The sequence below is a fragment of the Ignatzschineria rhizosphaerae genome (genome assembly GCF_022655595.1).
GTDB lineage: Bacteria > Pseudomonadota > Gammaproteobacteria > Cardiobacteriales > Wohlfahrtiimonadaceae > Ignatzschineria > Ignatzschineria rhizosphaerae.
Genome location: NZ_CP093379.1, coordinates 1884673 through 1902301, shown reverse-complemented (window position 1 = coordinate 1902301; position 17629 = coordinate 1884673). Strand labels below are relative to the sequence as shown.

13 protein-coding genes are annotated in these 17629 nt (G+C 39.7%); 6 read left to right on the top strand and 7 right to left on the bottom strand.

The annotated features are described in order from the left end of the window. Window positions 1-22: 22 nt before the first annotated feature. Both MMG00_RS08310 and der read left to right on the top strand, forming a co-directional pair. Window positions 23-1168, top strand: coding sequence for an outer membrane protein assembly factor BamB family protein (locus MMG00_RS08310; protein WP_242147274.1), 1146 nt, complete (start codon window positions 23-25; stop codon window positions 1166-1168). Between the two features lie 8 nt (window positions 1169-1176). Further along, window positions 1177-2580 carry a ribosome biogenesis GTPase Der gene (der, locus tag MMG00_RS08305; RefSeq protein ID WP_242147271.1) on the top strand — a complete coding sequence of 468 codons (1404 nt, stop codon included), beginning with the start codon at window positions 1177-1179 and terminating at the stop codon, window positions 2578-2580. Window positions 2581-3040: 460 nt separating this feature from the next. Here the strand turns inward: der and MMG00_RS08300 are convergent, their stop codons facing one another. Next, entirely contained in the window at window positions 3041-3445 is a 405-nt protein-coding gene (locus MMG00_RS08300; RefSeq protein ID WP_242147269.1) for a hypothetical protein, read from the bottom strand. A gap of 247 nt (window positions 3446-3692) precedes the next feature. Next, window positions 3693-5990, bottom strand: coding sequence for a Tex family protein (locus MMG00_RS08295; RefSeq protein ID WP_242147267.1), 2298 nt, complete (start codon window positions 5988-5990; stop codon window positions 3693-3695). Window positions 5991-6321: 331 nt separating this feature from the next. On the opposite strand from MMG00_RS08295, the gene MMG00_RS08290 reads away from it, so the two are divergent. The 4 genes from MMG00_RS08290 (at window position 6322) to MMG00_RS08275 (ending at window position 10406) form a co-directional block, all read left to right on the top strand. Then, window positions 6322-6876, top strand: coding sequence for an ATP-dependent zinc protease family protein (locus MMG00_RS08290; RefSeq protein WP_242147265.1), 555 nt, complete (start codon window positions 6322-6324; stop codon window positions 6874-6876). 59 nt (window positions 6877-6935) lie between these two features. After that, a complete protein-coding gene (locus MMG00_RS08285; protein ID WP_242147263.1) occupies window positions 6936-8519 on the top strand; it encodes a UUP1 family membrane protein in 1584 nt (527 codons plus the stop codon). A gap of 2 nt (window positions 8520-8521) precedes the next feature. Next, complete coding sequence (locus MMG00_RS08280; RefSeq protein ID WP_242147260.1) at window positions 8522-9520, top strand: alpha-L-glutamate ligase-like protein; 999 nt, start codon at window positions 8522-8524, stop codon at window positions 9518-9520. Between the two features lie 253 nt (window positions 9521-9773). Next, entirely contained in the window at window positions 9774-10406 is a 633-nt protein-coding gene (locus MMG00_RS08275) for a methylated-DNA--[protein]-cysteine S-methyltransferase (RefSeq protein ID WP_242147258.1), read from the top strand. On the opposite strand, the gene MMG00_RS08270 is transcribed toward MMG00_RS08275, so the two are convergent. The 5 genes from MMG00_RS08270 to zapE form a co-directional block, all read right to left on the bottom strand. Next, window positions 10345-11391, bottom strand: a complete 1047-nt coding sequence (locus tag MMG00_RS08270; RefSeq protein ID WP_242147257.1) for a YeiH family protein — start codon at window positions 11389-11391, stop codon at window positions 10345-10347. The two genes, MMG00_RS08275 and MMG00_RS08270, sit on opposite strands and share 62 nt — an antisense overlap. 340 nt (window positions 11392-11731) lie before the next feature. Further along, window positions 11732-12037 carry a hypothetical protein gene (locus MMG00_RS08265; protein WP_242147254.1) on the bottom strand — a complete coding sequence of 102 codons (306 nt, stop codon included), beginning with the start codon at window positions 12035-12037 and terminating at the stop codon, window positions 11732-11734. A 210-nt stretch (window positions 12038-12247) separates the two neighbouring features. Then, the gene (locus MMG00_RS08260; protein WP_242147253.1) at window positions 12248-13219 is read right to left on the bottom strand and encodes an NAD(P)H-quinone oxidoreductase; all 972 of its coding nucleotides are present in this window, start codon (window positions 13217-13219) and stop codon (window positions 12248-12250) included. 348 nt (window positions 13220-13567) lie between these two features. After that, on the bottom strand, window positions 13568-16501 hold the full coding sequence (locus MMG00_RS08255; RefSeq protein WP_242147251.1) for an FAD-binding and (Fe-S)-binding domain-containing protein: 2934 nt from the start codon (window positions 16499-16501) through the stop codon (window positions 13568-13570). Next, the gene (gene zapE, locus MMG00_RS08250; protein WP_242147249.1) at window positions 16498-17628 is read right to left on the bottom strand and encodes a cell division protein ZapE; all 1131 of its coding nucleotides are present in this window, start codon (window positions 17626-17628) and stop codon (window positions 16498-16500) included. The genes MMG00_RS08255 and zapE overlap by 4 nt, the downstream gene beginning before the upstream one ends. Between the last annotated feature and the right edge of the window lies 1 nt (window position 17629).

The window sequence follows — 17629 nt, the reverse complement described above, 5'->3', positions numbered from 1 at the left end:
CTGTAGATAGGATTATAAATCAATGAATAGAATTATCACGGCGGTTATTGTTTCACTTGTCATCGCAGGATGTGCGGGTGGACTTCGTGGAAAGAGTAATCTAGTACAACCTACAGAATTAAATAGTACCATTCCTTCAAATCTTGTTGTTAAAGGATGGGAAGTGAAGACAGGTAGTCAAACGCCTAAAGAGAGTAACCTGCGTTTCTTAATTGCAGATGATGGCGTTGGCACACTCTATGTTGCAGGGCAAAAAGGGATTGTGACGGCTATTGATATGAGTTCTGGTAGTAAAGTATGGGAGCACAAAGTGGGTTCTCAGCTTTATACAGGGGTTGGATATAGCCAAGGCGTGCTACTAGTTGGACGACAAGATGCTTATGTTGAAGCACTTTCAGCAAATGGTGGCGAATCTATGTGGTCTAAGAAAGTCTTAGGTGTGCCGGCAGTACCTCCTGTGGGTAATGGTAATTTAGCTATTGTGAGAACTCTTTTTGGCGCAGTAGAGACCTTTGATTTACAAACAGGTGAAGATCGCTGGGCTTATATCTTTAATAACTCAGAGCTTTCAGTAAGAGGTGCAGCGCCTCCTACGTTTATGGGTGCAGATGTTCTAGTTGCAAGTGATGAGGGAACATTAGCATTAATTGATGCCAAAACTGGTGCTCAAAAATGGAGTACGGTTTTAAGTGAGCCACTTAATGGTAGTTTCATGGGTGGTTTGCGAGACGTTGATGCGGCAATGATAGTGACAGATGATCGCATCTTTGTGGGGCAATATCTTTCAGGGATTACAGCGCTTAATCATCATGGTCGTAAGCTCTGGCAAAAAGGAAAAGGCACCTATGCAGGGCTTGTATTTACAGGCGATGCAGTTGTTTCGGTAGAGCGGGATAGTACAATTCAAGCGCTCAATGCTCAAGATGGTTCGCCAGTATGGGATAATAGAGATCTTCGTGGCCGAAATTTAACAAAGCCTGTTTTAGTTGGAAATCGTATTGTTGTCGGGGACTATCAAGGATATGTCCATGTGCTTGACGCTTCAACAGGAGCGCTTCAAGGATCGACAAAAATCGGATCCAATGGATTTTTACTGGATATTAAAGAGATCAATGGCAATATTTATCTCTTAGATTATTCAGGTACACTTTATAAAGTTTCAATTTAAGGGATAGGATGTCAGAACCGCTTATCGCCCTTGTAGGGCGTCCTAATGTTGGTAAATCAACAATATTTAATGCATTAACAAGAACAAGAGATGCGTTAGTTGCGGACCAACCAGGTTTAACAAGAGATCGTCAATATGGCGTTGGAAAGGTAGGAGATAGACCTTACAATGTGCTCGATACCGGCGGATTATCAGGTGATGATAATCAGATGGATCATTTGATTGCCGAGCAAGCATGGATTGCTGCTGAAGAAGCTGATCTCATCTTCTTTATTGTCGATGGGCGTACAGGTGTTACGGCTTTTGATGATGCGATTGCTAATAGACTTCGTCGAATGGGCAAGCCTGTGATCGTGGTTGTTAATAAAGCAGAGGGAATTTCTCCAGAAGTGATTGTGGGAGAATTTTATTCATTAGGCTTAGGTGAGCCAGTTGCTATTTCAGCATCTCATCATCAAGGGCTTTATGAGTTGATGCTCGCTTCTTATGAGCGCATTGAATTTCCAGAAAAGAAAGAAAAACAGGAAGAGATTCAAGATGATATTATTCGTCTTGCGGTTTTTGGTCGCCCAAATGCCGGTAAATCAACCTTGATTAACCAAATGCTGGGTGAAGAGAGAGTATTAGCTTCAGAAGTTGCTGGTACGACACGCGATGCTATTGAGATTCCTTTTACCGCTTATGATCGTGAATTTATCTTGATTGATACAGCCGGTGTTCGCCGTCGTAGCCGTGTTACGGATATGATCGAGAAATTTAGTGTGATTAAGAGTTTAGATGCTCTTGAGAAAGCAAATGTTGTAGTATTTGTGTTTGATGCTAAAGAGGGCTTATCGGATCAAGATGCAACCCTTTTAGGAGCTGTTCTTGATGCAGGTAAAGCGCTGATTCTTGCGGTGAATAAGTGGGATTCTTTAGAAGAAGATGAAAAGAGCTGGATTCAGCAAGATTTCTCTCGCCGTTTTGCATTTATTGACTTTACAGAACCGATGTTTATTTCGGCGCTTAAAGGGCAAGGTGTATTGCAAGTTGTTCGTGAAGCGATTCGTGTATTTGATCAATCAATGCGTGAGTTTACAACGAATGAGCTCTCTAATATTTTAGAATATGCAGTACATAGTCATCAGCCACCAATGGATAAAGGCTATGCGCCGAAGCTACGTTATGCGCATCAAGGTGGAAAAAATCCTTTAAAAATCATTATTCATGGTAATCGTACACAATATGTTAAAGATAGTTACACTCGTTATTTGAGTAAAACTTTCCGTGAAGAGTTAGAAATTGAAGGAACGCCTGTGCGTATCTTGTATCGTACAAATGAGAATCCTTATGCTAACCGTCCTGGTAAAACAACAGAAATTCGTGGTAGTGCCAAACGTAAACGTAAATTAGAAAGAGCAAAAGAGAAGTAGGCTATTAGTTTGGCTACTTGTTTTATGTGATCTTCGGATTATGAAAGGGCTTAATTGTATATTAAGCCCTTTTTATGTGCTTAAGGAAGTCAATTATGGGTTGTGGGGCTTTATTGTATAGTCCCTTTGGTTTAAAAAGGTCTATCTTACGGCGCCAGAGAATGTTTGCATTTTTCTTACTATAGTAAGATCGGTTTAAAAGTAACCGAATCAGATTGCCGGCGCATCGGTTATGAGAAGCGCAAGAATCGTTCTATCCGGCATGGTACAAGCTAATTTGATACACACTCTGTACCCTTAATCGTGTTTCTTAAACTGTATTGGTTATAAATAGAAGACGTTATCGATCAAGATGATAATAATAACGCTTAAAAGTATGAGCGTATCATCTAGGCTAATTGACGGCATTAATCTGAAAAGGGAGGTATTAGATATTAAGGGAAGGATATCTGCTTAATATTTATTCAAGCGTTAATTGCCAAAAACCGGTGTGATCTTTAATTAAAAAGAGTGTGTCAAAGGTATAACTCTCATCTTTAAAGTTTAAGGTATATCTCACGGTCGCTCGGCTTTTATCACTATTATATTCAATAGAGTGGTACTCAATTTTATGAATTCCCCCTTTTTCTTGAATATTGAATGCTAAATCTTTAAAAATAATTGCTAAGATTTCATAGAGTTCAGATTCGGATCGTTGATCTTGTAGGTTATTTTCAAGATTAAATAAAGAGAGCAGTTCAGGATAGTCTTGATGACTTAGAGATTCATAAAAAACCTGTATGCTCTCTTCTGGCGAATGTTGTTGAGAACATCCTACAGCAGTTAGGCAAATGCCGATCAGTAGAGCATGGAGCTTTTTAATCATTTGCATCCTTTAATGACAGGTAAAAGTCTTAAGAAATCAATCGGATTGATAAGCGATGATAAAGACAAATTAAGGGTGAGATAACTTTGCATTATAACAGAGAATTATAGATGCTTAAGAATCTGCATGAAAATATAGTATCCTTGGTTTAAAAAGGTCTCTCTTGAGGCGAGATAGATAATTTTGATAAAAAAACGATAGCACCAGAGATACTATCGTTTTATAGAGATTTATTTTTAAGGAGAAATTACTTTTTAAGTTTTCCTAATGCTGCGGCAAATGGATTGTTACTAGGAATCTCCTGATGCTTTGTTACAGAACGCTGCTGTTTTTTAGAGGCGGGGGTAAAGCTATTTTTGGACTGGCTCTCACCTACAGGGTCATTCATACGCATGGTTAAGGCAATTCGCTTGCGTGGAATATCGACTTCTAAAACTTTAACTTTGACCACATCCCCAACTTTTACCACTTCATGTGGATCTTTAACAAAGCAGTCAGCTAAGGCACTGATATGGACAAGTCCATCTTGATGGACACCAATATCGACAAAAGCGCCAAAGTTTGCAACGTTAGTGACAACTCCTTCTAATTGCATTCCTTCTTTAAGATCAGATAACTCAGAGACATCTTCTCTAAATGCAGCCGTAATAAATTCAGGACGAGGGTCACGACCTGGCTTTTCAAGCTCTTCTAAAATATCTTTAATTGTGGGAATCCCAAACTTGTCACAAACAAAGTCTTTGGGATTTAAGCTTTTGATAAAGCTACTATTGCCGATGATCTCTGTTAAAGGTTTATTAGAGGCTTTTAAAATTCGTTCCACTACAGGATACGCTTCAGGGTGAACCGCTGAGATGTCGAGGGGGTTACTACCACGAATGCGTAGGAACCCTGCTGCAAGTTCATATGTTTTAGGGCCAAGACGAGGGACTTTTTTAAGCGCAGCTCGATCTTTAAAGGGACCATTTTCATCACGGAAATTCACGATATTTTGCGCAGTTGTGGCATTAAGGCCAGACACTTGAGCTAATAGAGCACTCGATGCTGTATTGGCATCAACACCCACAGCATTCACACAATCTTCAACAACGGATTCTAACATTCTATTAAGCTGCACTTGGTTGACATCATGTTGATATTGCCCAACGCCAATAGCTTTAGGTTCAATCTTTACAAGCTCAGCAAGAGGATCTTGTAAGCGCCGAGCAATGGAGACTGCGCCTCTAAGGGAAACATCTAACTCTGGGAATTCTTTTGCCGCAAGTGCAGATGCTGAATAGACAGATGCGCCGGCTTCACTTGTGACAACTTTATTGAGTTTAGGGAACTTCTTACATAAATCAGCACCTAATTTATCTGTTTCACGTGAAGCGGTACCATTGCCGATAGAGATGAGCTCAGGTTGATATTTTTCGACAAGTTTAGCGAGAGTATGGAGCGATTCGTCCCATTTATTCATGGGGGCATGTGGGTAGATGGTTGCAGTTTCCAGTAATTTCCCGGTTCTATCGACAACGGCCACTTTACAGCCTGTGCGAAGCCCTGGGTCAATACCTAAGATTCCCTTTTCACCTGCAGGAGATGCTAAAAGAAGATCTTTAAGATTTCTGGCAAACACTTTTATCGCTTCTGTTTCAGCGGCTTCTTTAAGCTGATTAATCAGTTCTAAGGAGAGTGAGAGGTTCAGTTTTGCACGCCAGCTTAAGCGGATAGTATCTTTTAGCCAATCATGGGGATTTGTGAGGGCTAAAGTATTGGTGATCGTACCAAGTGGCGCATCTTCAATCTCTTCTGGAAGTTTTAGCTCTAAAGAGAGGATATCTTCATTTCGGCCTCTTAAAAGAGCGAGTGCACGATGAGAGGGGATTGTTTTAATATTTTCTTTAAATTCAAAGTAATCTTTATAATTATTGCCGGTATCTTCTTTACCAGATTGCACGCTAGAGTGTAATTCTGCAAAATCCCAAAGATATTGTCGTAATTTACCTAAAAGCTCTGCATTTTCTGAAATACGCTCAATGAGAATAAAACGTGCACCATCGAGAACTTGTTTAGTTTCTGTAAAATCATGTTCAGGATTTAAATATTGGGTAGCAAGCACTTCAAGGTCATCGGGGAGGCTATTTTGAAATAAGAGGTCAGCAAGAGGCTCAATCCCTGCTTCAATAGCAATTTGTGCACGTGTACGGCGCTTAGGACGATAAGGAAGATAAAGATCTTCTAGCGCTGTTTTTGTATCTACCGCATTAATACGGGCTCTTAGCTCATCGCTTAACTTATCTTGTTCTAAGATGGAGTTTAAAATGGTTGCTCGGCGATCATTGAGCTCTCGTAGATAGATTAATCTCTCTTCTAAAAGTCGTAGCTGAGTATCATCAAGCCCTCCCGTTACTTCTTTACGGTAACGAGCGATAAAGGGAACAGTTGCACCCTCATCAAGTAGTTTAATAGCTGCAGATACTTGAGGTTCTGTGGCATTAATGTCGCCGGCAATAATTTTAGGAAGTGCCGCGTGATGAGTTTGCATATCTGTCTGAATCGTCATTAATAGAGACTCCATTGAAATTAATGATAAATAAAGCGTTTATTATACCCTGTTTTTAACGGGCTAGATTATGTGATCAATCTTCATATATTAATCCTGATCTGAGTCTTTGTTTGATGAAATATTGTTTTTAAATGAGAATTTATTTCTAATTTAGAATATTAAAATCGAATAGTTTCTATATTAGACGATAGCTTAGTAATATATTTACAGAAGTGATCTAGAATATTTATTCTGAGAGTTGTTGTTTTTTTTCTCTGGAAAATTTGTGGTAGACTGTGCGATTAAAAGTATAAAAAATCGCTAAATAAACCTTAAATGGAAACTAACGATGAGTAGAAAAAGAATGAAAAAGGCAGCAGTAGTTGGGTGCTTTCTTATCTCAATGATGGCCGGCATCAGTTTTGCGGCAAAGAAGGGAGATGAGAAGATGGAACAACCAGTATTTGGTCGTTATGAAATCGTTACGCTTGCTGAGTTAGATCTTGTACCGATTAAGGCGAAGCTTGATACGGGCGCTTTTACCGCCTCTTTAAATGCGATAGATATAGAGTATTTTGAGAAAGAAGGGGATGATTGGGTGCGTTTTACCCCTGTGATTGATGATCAAGAATTATCAACAAGGGAGATGCCGCTTTTGAAAATCTCACGTATTAAGCAAAGGGCAGAAGAGGGGGATGATAGTGATGATATTGCCTCTTCAAAAAGACCAGTGGTTGAGATGACGCTCTGTATTGGGCAGCATCAAGAGATTATTGAAGTGAATTTAACCAATAGAGGGCATTTTACTTACCCACTACTGTTAGGTGCAAAATCTTTAAGACAATTAAAGGCGTTAGTGGATGCCGGTCGTAAATATACGATTGATCCAGATTGTCAGTCTTAAGAGATCCTCCTATAAAAGAATTTTTGAATTTAAACACATTGTTATAAGGAAAGTATCTCGTGCGTTCCGTAAATTTACATCTAAAAGTTTTAATATTTTTGCTCATTAGTTTAGGCTTAGGCTCTATTGCTTATGAGCGTTATGTCTTACAAATTCCCTTTACCGATCGTGAAGTGGAGAATTTATGGACAATTGATGCCAAGATCACTTTTGATGTACCAAGAGAGTCATCGGTATCAACGAAGTTCTATATTCCAGCAAGCTATAATCAATATACAAAATTTAGTGAATCTCTGATCACTGATAAGCAGTATGGACAGGTTTTAGAAGAAGATGAGGTGGGGAATAAAGTTGCTCATTACTCTATTCGTAGAACGAAAGGACCTGAGACAATCTATTACCGCTTAGCACTATCGCCTAATTTTGGTGGCACAGAAAAGCCTGCAGAAACTATTGGCACGACTTATCGTGAATCTATTCCTATGGAAGGCGCGGCAAAAGTGGCAGCAGATGCATTAGTGTCAGATATTCGGGCGACCTCTTCTAATACATTAAGCTTTATCAGTGAAGCGATTCGTCGTGTTAATGATATTGATAACGCAAATGTTGCCCTTTTATTAAAAGGAGATGACTCTGTTAAAAATCGCTATGCAGTTGCAGAGTTATTACTATCACAAGCACATATTCCTGTGCAGCGAGTGAATACGTTAGAGTTAAAACCAAGTGTTGATCAACCAACGCAGATTTGGTTACGTAGCTATATTGAAACTTCTAACCGTGATAAAGATAGCAATCGTAATATCACAACTGGTAAATGGTATTACTTTAATCTTACAGATGGTAGCGTTGGTTTACCTAAAAATGCCATTATCTGGTGGGTTGGAGATGATCCTTTAGTCACTGTGAATAATGGTTTAAAACCAAAAGTTTCATTTAGTGTGACAGATAAAGAATTAACGGCTATTAGCCTAGCGCAAGCTAATAATGCAGAAAGCTCTGACTTTCTAGCTTATTCACTCTATAGCTTACCCATTTCTATTCAGTATGGTTATGAGTTAATGCTGATGATTCCATTTGGTGTATTGGTTATTTTACTAGTTCGTAACGTCATTGGTATTCAAACACTTGGAACCTTTACCCCGGTGTTAATTGCGCTTGCCTTTAGAGAGACAGGATTAGCTTTTGGGATTGCATTTTTTACAATTATTACCTCGGTGGGATTACTGGTGCGATCCTATCTTGAACATTTAAAACTACAGATGCTCTCAAGGCTTTCCGTTGTGTTAACGTTTGTAATCATTATGATTGCCGTGTTAAGTATCTTTAGCTATAAAATGGGATTTGCACAAGGGCTTGCTATTGGTCTTTTCCCAATGGTGATTTTAACAATGACGATTGAGCGCTTATCTATTACTTGGGAAGAGCGTGGCGCTGGAAATGTGCTTAAAATTAGTATGGGAACATTAGTGGCATCATCTCTTGCTTATCTCTTAATGGAGATTCCTGAATTTGTCTATTTTGTCTTTACCTTCCCAGGCGTACTTTTAGTACTTGCCGGCTTTATGTTGATGATGGGACGTTATCGTGGATATCGTTTAACGGAGCTCAAGCGCTTTAAAGCTATGCTTAAAGAGGAGAAGTAATCATGTTGACGATGATTAAACGTTGGCGTGCTCTTCGAAAACGCGGCGTGATGGGAATTAATGAGCGTAATGGGGATTTTGTTTTAAAGTACAATAACCGAAAATTCTATCCTTACGTTGATGATAAAATCATCACAAAAGAGCGTGCGATAGCAGCGGGCATTAATGTGCCGGAGATGTATGGTGTTATTGAGACTGAAAGCGATATTAAGCATCTTCGTAAAATCTTAAAAGATAAGACAGAGTTTGTGATTAAACCCGCGCAAGGCGCTGGTGGTGATGGCATTATTGTGATTGGTGATAAGTTTGATGATTACCGTTATAAGACGGTCTCAGGTCGCCTTATTACCCTTGATGAGATTGAATATCAAATTTCAAGCACTTTAACAGGACTCTACTCTTTAGGTGGTGCAAGAGACCGTGCGTTAATTGAGTATAAGGTTAGCTCTGATCCTATTTTTAGTAGTATCAGTTATGAAGGTGTGCCAGATATCCGTGTTATTGTTTTGATGGGATATCCTATTATGGCAATGCTTCGTTTGCCTACAAGACAATCAGGCGGAAAAGCGAACTTGCATCAAGGAGCGATTGGTGTCGGCGTTGATATTGAAACTGGGAAAACTCTAGAAGGAACCTGGCTCAATGAGATTATTCAGCGCCATCCGGATACTAATAATCATGTGAGTAATGTGACGCTTCCTAATTGGGAAGGCTTTTTAGAGCTTGCAACAAGTTGTTATGAGCTCAGTCAATTAGGATATATTGGTGTGGACATGGTTCTAGATGAGACAAAAGGGCCACTTGTGTTGGAAATTAACGCACGCCCCGGGCTTAATATTCAAATTGCGAATAATGCAGGACTTGCGGCAAGAGCCCGTAAAGTTGAAGCGCATCTTGCTGAACTTAAAAAGGCAGGAAAACCAGCGGAATCTATTGCAGAACGCATGGCTTTTTCTCAACAGTATTTTGGGGATTCAATGGTGGAATCTCTAGAAGGCTAATGACTGTTTAAGATCTTTAGATCAAGTAAAGTTAATTATTTATAAAGCCCTCTTCTCAAGAAGAGGGCTTTTATGCTTATATGGAGTTTACTTTTGATTATAGTGCCGAGTGAAGAAAAGCTTTTGAGTTTAATTGCGGGTACAAGGTAGTAAGAAGAATGCAAGCATTCCCGCCGCAAGAGAGACCTTTTTAAACCGAAGATACTATAAAAAAACTAATGATAGCAAAGCTTGGCATAAAAAGGAGCTTAAGATGAAATCAGTGGGAGAGGCACCTGTTTTACCTTATTACTACTATTATCACTGTTTTGATGCTGGTGAAATCGGTTTTCTTTTTAATGTGCAAGGTTTAATGGAGATGGATATCTCAGGGCTTTATAAAGGGGAGTCTACCGAGTTTGCGCGAGAAGAGGCTAAAAACTGGGCAAGAAAAGCACAAGAGATAAAGGTGTTATCACAATTATCCGCACTTCCCTCAATGGTTGAGTTATTGTTACTTCGAATTGTGAATGAATTTACGAGTTATTTTTTGGGAGAGCTGATCACTTTTACTTTACCAATCTATCCAAGTGGAACGCCCTTTCAAGAACAGGTTTGGAATGCGTTGATGAGGATTCCTTATGGTGAGGTAATGACTTATAAAGCATTAGCGCAGGAAGTGAATAGCCCTAAAGGAATGCGCGCCGTTGGGGCTGCTAATAGCAAAAATCCACTGCCGATTATTATCCCTTGCCACAGGGTGATTCAGGCAGATCAAACGCTCGGCGGCTATAGTGGCGGCATTGCCACCAAAATAGCACTGTTAGAGCTTGAAGGGTTCTCCTTTAGTTCAGGAAAATCTGGATTAAAAGTAGTGCAAGGGCAATCTGTCCTGCCCCTAGAATAAGCGCGTAAACGGCAAGCTTTCTTCCTTGCTGTTTGAGAAGCCCAAAATTTAAACGAAGGCCAATAGCAGCAAGAGCGACAACTTCACATAAACCGCTAGTTTTTAGAAGAATGAGGGTGAGATCTTCATGAATAAATTCAATAGAGTTTAAGGTGCAAGCAATCATAAAGCCAAATAGATACCAAGGGATTAATCCGGTAATTGATTGGCGTTTTGCCAGCGATTGATCTCGTGCTGGAGCTGATTTTTCCTTCTTATTTCGTTTGGCTATTTGATGAAAAACAAGGACGATAAGGACTAATGAAGCGATTCGCATAATTTTAAAGATCGTCGCATCACGCATAACTTCAGTGCCGAGCATACTGGCACTTGCAATCACCTGCCCAACAGATTGTAAAATCCCCCCAATAAAGGCACCTTGTAACATTGCTTGATCATAAATAGCTAGTGCAATGAGCGGAAGAAGAAACATCATTACAGTACCCATGAGGTTGACGATAGTGATAATTAACCCTCGCTCAGCTTCATTAGCGCCGATTACAGGTGCTGTAGCGGCAATGGCTGAAGAGCCGCAAACCGCATTTCCTGATGCCATTAAGAGGTAATAGCTTTGGCTAAATTTAAAATATTTTCCAATGCCAATAGCTAATAAAATGGTGCCGATAATTTGTAGCGCAATAAAAATTGTTCCCGTTAGTCCAAGCTCACTTAATGTTGAGAAAGTGACAGAAAATCCTAAAAGAACAATGGCATATTCTAGCAATCTTCCTTCTGCAAAGCGGGTTCCTTTTGCAAAGACTGCTTGCTTAAAATAGAGATTTCCCGCAATAATTCCTAAAAAAATAGCAATCGGGGATGCGCCAATCGCAGGGATAAAGCTTGCGAGGATCATCGCAACAAGTGCGGTAGCAACTGCTAATAATAGCCCTGGAATAATGCCGGGAATCTCAGCAGGTTTAGGAATAAAGCTTGGGTATCTCATCATCGATCATCTTTATATGATTTAAAGGGAAACGAATTTATCCTACTCCTTTTATAAAGCGGTGAAAAGTTTTATCTCATACTTAATTGGTTTGTAATATGAATGTTTACAAGTTTTTTGAGATTTAGAAACATATTTGAGTTGTAAGGAGTTGAGGTAAGGTATTGTTTTATTAAGAAGAATAATTATTTATAGAGTCTATTTTGTGTAAGAATTAATATTTTAAATGTAAAACAGTGCAGCGTGTGAATCAAACCATGCTTGCATGGTGCCGGATAGAACGTCTTTTGTGCTTCTTTTAATCGATGCGCCGGCAATCTGATTTTGTTTAAGAGACATTATTTTAAATGTAAAACAGTGCAACGTGTGAATCAAACCATGCTTGCATGGTGCCGGATAGAACGTCTTTTGTGCTTCTTTTAATCGATGCGCCGGCAATCTGATTTTGTTTAAGAGACATTATTTTAAAAGTAAAATAGTGCAGCGTGTGAATCAAACCTGCTTGCATGGTGCCGGATAGAACGTCTTTTGTGCTTCTTTTAATCGATGTGCCGGCATTTAAATCAGTCTGTTGTGAACTTATAGCTATTACCCATAAAATTCCGATACGAACCGAAAAAGGCTTAAAACTGCTGGCACGTAATTTCAAAAAACATGCCCGCATTCGACTTAGCTGCTCATCAACCTATTTCGGAGGATGACTAACTAATAAATTTCGACCTTTGATTTTATTTGGAAATAACTATATATCACTATAAAGCGAATGGATTGTAGGTTTTAGCATCATCTTCAATGCAAAAAGAGAGCGTTCGTTAAAACGCTCTCTTCATAAGTCTTGTCGAATTTTAAGATTAAGTACCTAAACTTCTAAAACAATCTTTCCGATATGCTCGCTCGATTCCATGAGCTCATGCGCTTTATCAGCCTCAGCAAGTGGGAATACTTGGTAGATCACAGGTTTGAAATGCCCTTCTTCTAAGAGCGGTAATACATCTTTACGAATATCTTCAGTGAGCGCGCGTTTAAATTCATACTCGCGAGCACGAAGCGTGCTACCGGTTAGTGTAATTCGTTTTTGCATAATCTTCATGAGGTTTGCCGTGACTTTAGCACCGCCCATAGAGTTGATGTAGACAAGTCTGCCATCTGGGTTTAAGAGATCAATATTTTTCTCATAATAATCCCCACCGATCATATCTAAGATAACATCTACGCCATGCTCTTTGAGGATATCTAGAAAATCTTCCTCTTTATAGTTTACGGCAATGGTAGCGCCGAGCTTTTTTACAGCTTCTTGCTTCTCTTTGTTGCCAACTGTTGTGAAGATGTTTTTAGCTCCAATGATTTTTGCCAGTTGAATAGCGGTAATACCAATGCCGCTACTGCCGCCGTGGACGAGAAAATTCTCTCCTTTTTTAAGTTGCCCTCGCTGAAAGACATTGTTCCAGACGGTATAAAGTGTCTCAGGCATACTCGCAGCTTCAATGAAGCTTAAATTTTTGGGTTTAGGCAGTGCTAAAAACTCATCAATGCGCACATATTCAGCATAGCCACCCCCACCAATTAAGGAGAAAACCTCATCTCCCACTCGCCACTGCGTTACATCGCTGCCGATCTCTTCCACAATGCCGGCAACTTCAAGTCCCAAAATGTCTTGCGGTTCACCTTGTGGCGCAGGATAGTAACCTTTTCGTTGAATAACATCAGGCCTATTAACGCCGGCGGCTTTTACTTTGACTAAAATATCGTGCGGATTTAAGGTTGGGCGCTCTTTTTCACCCAGTTTTAGAACGGAGGGTTCTCCAAATTCAGTGAGAATAACGGCTTTCATACAGACGACTCCCTTTATAGTTTGAATCTCTAAAATATTGTATTGAGATGTTTAAATCATCTTCATTTTTATAATCATTGAAAGTATTTAGAGATATTGAATAAAATACTGATCCTTTCATCTTAACGAAAATTGATAGATGCGTCTATGGAGATTCTGAAGATGAAAAAAAACGCATCAAGAATTTCTCAATGCGCCAATCTCGTAGGAAACAATTTATTTTACCGATTGGGATTGGGTAAAATAAGATGTTTTTTCAATAGCCTATATTGTACAACTTTATATAATGTTTTTCTAGAGATAGATTTAAGTGTCGTACTATAATCTTGCAAAAGCATGAATATGGCGCTAATGCGTCATTGAAATTAATTCATTAAGTTTCACAAGAGGGTGAACAATTGTTTTTTGATCAATCCGTTTAACTTGTCCGCGGCAGGAAGATCCGGTTGCTAAAAGGGTAGATGCCTCATTTTGATCAATAATCTTCGCCCACGATTGTGAGTAGATCTTTTTTGAAACTTCTAGATTTTTCTTAATATGTCCAAAGCCCCCACTCATTCCGCAGCAGCCTGATTTCATTAACTCTAATTGCAAGCCAAAGGCTTCAAATACCGTTTGCCAGGCTTTAGGAGCGTGCGTGGCGTTAGTTTTTTCTGTGCAGTGACTCATGAGTTTAAGATCCGCTTTCGTCTTGATTTGCGGCGCTTGATGGGTTTGTAAGTATCGGCTTAACCACTCTTGAACAAGTTCTACTTTTGGCGTGTTAAGACCAATTGCTGGATACTCATCACGATAAGTTAAGGTAATAGGGGGCTCAATGCCGACAAGCGCAATACCGTAAGCCTCAAGCTCTTTAAGAAGCGCTTGTTGTTTTTGTGCCTCTTTCTCAAATTGCGTTAAAGCACCATAGACCTGTGCCACTTTGCCTGAAGCTTGATAAGGTGCAACAAAAACTTCAATATCAAGTTTATGAAGAAGCTCTACTGTTGCATTAAAGGTTGTTGCATCATAAAACATAAAGAAAGAGTCCGGCACGATAATCACCGCTTTCTCTCTATTTTTTACCTTTGAAAGCGCTGTTAAATTACCTGTGGATAACTCTTTGTATAACTTGTTGGCAACATGATATTTATGACGCTCCATTAAAGGAAGGTCGACAAGGCCTACATAATCAAAGGCTTTTTTGCCCAATTTACTACTCGCAATTAAGTTATAAGCACCGCTCACTTTACTTGTCGTAATTGCCATTTTTTCAGAGCTTATGAGAAGTTTTTCATAAAAAGGGCGTTGGTGATTTTGATAATACTGGTTTAAAAATTGTGATTTTGATGCGGGGATATTAACCTTGATCGGGCATTCACCGGCGCAGGATTTACAGCTTAAACATAGCGAGAGTGAATCGTAGACCTCGTTTTCAAAATCTTTATTTACAATATTATTCGATCTTTGGCGTAACCACTCTTTGATGAGTTCAGCTCGCCCCTTAGGAGAGTGAATACGCTCCCGGGTTGCTTTGTAGCTTGGGCACATCGCAGCATCGGTATCGTAGTTAAAGCAAGCACCATTTCCATTGCAGTAGAGCGTTGTGTTATAGGCATTTTCAGCCCAGTAGTGGCTATTGATCTGTCTGTTAAAATCTGCGCGTAAGGGCACTTCATCAATTTTTAGAAGGGGAATGGCTTCATTTGGTGTGGAGATTTTACCCGGATTGAGCTGATTGTATGGGTCAAAGATCGCTTTAACTTGCTGCACGAGTGGGTAGAGATCCCCAAAAAAGGTTTTTGCATATTCTGAGCGAACCCCTTTTCCATGTTCTCCCCACAGTGCTCCGCCATATTTTTGGCATAGCGCAAAAACTTGATCGGAGATATGGCGGATTTTAGGCCTGTCTTCTTCAAGTTTAAGATCAAGTGCGGGGCGTACATGAATAACGCCGGCATCAGCATGGCCAAACATGCCATAGCTCACATTCGCCGTATCTAAAATATCTCTAAATTCTGCAATAAAAGGTGCAAGATTTTGAGGAGGAACCGCTGTATCTTCTACAAAAGGAATAGGACGGCGATTACCTTGAACTGCGCCAAGGAGCCCAACGGCGCGTTTACGAAGGCCATAGATATCATTCACGGCTTTTTTACCAAGAAGTGGGCGCACAGAGAGACGGCTTTCATTTTGGCTATTACTGATGTATGCGGTAAAGGCGGTAATTTTTTCTTGTAACTCAATCTCGTTGTCGGCATTAAATTCAATGAGTTGAATGGCTTTAAGTTTTGCGTAATCAATCCCTTCAAAATATTGCTCTGTTGTTGCCCAAATAAAGTCGTTCTTAGCGATCTCCATGACAATATTATCAATCACCTCCACTGATGTGGGGGTAGGATCTGAATGCATTAAAAAAGGCGCATCTTCAAGCGCTTTAATAAAGTCATCGTAAGTAATGAGGATTAAAGCAGTCTCTTTAGGGATCGGTAAGACATTGAGTTTTGCTTCTGTAAAAACCCCTAAAGTTCCCTCAGAGCCACACAGAAGGTGATTGAGGTTTTTATGAGAATCTTGTGTAAAATGATCAAGATCATAGCCTGTAATAAAGCGGTTTAGTTGCGGGAAATGAGCATGAATTGCCTCTTTCTCAGGGCTAAGAAGATCATAGAGCTTGTTTACTAGAGGAAATTCATCGATATCTGCAAGCTCGCTACTTGTGAGCGCTCGGCTTCTAATTGCTTCTCCGCCTAAAGGGTAGGCCAGAATCTCTAAGACATGTTGACTTGTCTTCCCATATTCACAGCTTCCTTGACCCGATGCATCGGTATTAATCATCCCGCCAATAGTTGCTCGGTTAGATGTTGAGAGCTCAGGGGCAAAGAAGTAACCTAAAGGGCGAAGAAAAGCATTAAGCTGATCTTTCACAACACCCGTTTGTACGGTGACAATACGATTTTCAGCATCAAAATCAAGGATCTGATTCATATGCCGAGAGATATCAAGAATAATCCCGTTATTTAAAGATTGGCCATTCGTACCAGTGCCGCCACCGCGCGTTGAAAGCGTGACCGATTGATATTGAGGCTCTGCAAGCAGTGACATCACTTTTTGGACGTCTTGATTTGATTTTGGAAACAAAATTGCTTCAGGCATCATCTGATAAATAGAGTTGTCAGTCGCAGATATCAGTCTTTGTGCATCGCTAACTTCAATATCACCGCTAAAATTTTTAAGTTTTAAGGTATCTAAAAATTGCGCTATAACAGAATCAAATTGTGTGGCACTGGTCATGGGGGTCATTTACCGCTATTACGTTTAGGTTGATCTAAATATTCTTGTGATTGCATCTCAATTAATCGGCTAATGGTTCTATCAAATTCAAAATCGAGGGATTTTTCACCTTTGGGTTCATAAAGTTTATTCATGGGGACATCTGCACCAATAATCACTTTAACGCCTTGGTCATAAAATTCATCAATCATAATGACAAATCGGCGCGCCTCATTTTCTAAAAAGCGAGTCAGTTGTGGTAAACCGCTAAAGAACACCGTATCTAAAATGCCGGCAAGGTAGATAAAGTCTTGAGATGAACGCGCTTTTTTACAAGCTTCGTTAAAGGTAAACCATGCGCAGTTATCATGCATTTCGATCATCTCAAAGGCATGACCATTAACATCTAAAGTTGCAGGTTCACTCGATTCGCCGGCAATATCTTCAAATTGCGTTCTAAAATGGCTCTCTTGTGCTTGTTCATCCCCTACAAACCAAACATCGGCACTATCAATATGGCGCATACGGTAATCTTGATCGGTATCTAATACAATTACTCCAAGACGGTTTTTGATAATCTCAATTGCCGGTAAAAATTGCTGTCTTTGTAAACCATTTTTATAGAGCTCATCAGGTTCACGGTTGGAAGTGGTGATAAAAAAGATTCCTTCGGCAAGAAGAGCATCTAAGAGACGATAAAGAATCATCGCATCAGTAATATCAATAACGTGAAACTCATCCACACAAAGGACTTTACACTCTTTCGCAAACTCTTTCGCAACAAGTTTTAAAGGATCTTCTTCCCCTTGATATTGGCGCATTTTTTGATGCACATCTTGCATAAAATGGTAGTAATGCTCCCGAATTTTAGGAACATCAATATTATTGAAAAAGAGATCCATGAGGAAGGTTTTTCCACGACCAACCCGGCCGTAGATATAAAGGCCTCGCGGATCACTATAGGTTACAGGACCACCAGCAAATGGGCTGATAAGCTTTTTCATAAAAGAGCGGTTATCTGTTGCGGCAATCGGTTCATCCGTTAAGATTTTTGCTTTTAGTTTGTCATAGCTTTCAGCGACTGAAACCTGAACAGGATCAACCTTAAATCCTTTCTCCTCGATCAGCTTAAAATAAGCATCTTTGATAGTTGTCATA

What these genes read in the sequence shown, in the direction of transcription:
- MMG00_RS08310 (WP_242147274.1), top strand. Translation starts at nt 23, where the DNA reads ATGAATAGAATTATCACGGCGGTTATTGTTTCACTTGTCATCGCAGGA.
- der (WP_242147271.1), top strand. Translation starts at nt 1,177, where the DNA reads ATGTCAGAACCGCTTATCGCCCTTGTAGGGCGTCCTAATGTTGGTAAA.
- MMG00_RS08300 (WP_242147269.1), bottom strand. Translation starts at nt 3,445, where the DNA reads ATGATTAAAAAGCTCCATGCTCTACTGATCGGCATTTGCCTAACTGCT.
- MMG00_RS08295 (WP_242147267.1), bottom strand. Translation starts at nt 5,990, where the DNA reads ATGACGATTCAGACAGATATGCAAACTCATCACGCGGCACTTCCTAAA.
- MMG00_RS08290 (WP_242147265.1), top strand. Translation starts at nt 6,322, where the DNA reads ATGAGTAGAAAAAGAATGAAAAAGGCAGCAGTAGTTGGGTGCTTTCTT.
- MMG00_RS08280 (WP_242147260.1), top strand. Translation starts at nt 8,522, where the DNA reads ATGTTGACGATGATTAAACGTTGGCGTGCTCTTCGAAAACGCGGCGTG.
- MMG00_RS08275 (WP_242147258.1), top strand. Translation starts at nt 9,774, where the DNA reads ATGAAATCAGTGGGAGAGGCACCTGTTTTACCTTATTACTACTATTAT.
- MMG00_RS08270 (WP_242147257.1), bottom strand. Translation starts at nt 11,391, where the DNA reads ATGATGAGATACCCAAGCTTTATTCCTAAACCTGCTGAGATTCCCGGC.
- MMG00_RS08260 (WP_242147253.1), bottom strand. Translation starts at nt 13,219, where the DNA reads ATGAAAGCCGTTATTCTCACTGAATTTGGAGAACCCTCCGTTCTAAAA.
- MMG00_RS08255 (WP_242147251.1), bottom strand. Translation starts at nt 16,501, where the DNA reads ATGACCCCCATGACCAGTGCCACACAATTTGATTCTGTTATAGCGCAA.
- zapE (WP_242147249.1), bottom strand. Translation starts at nt 17,628, where the DNA reads ATGACAACTATCAAAGATGCTTATTTTAAGCTGATCGAGGAGAAAGGA.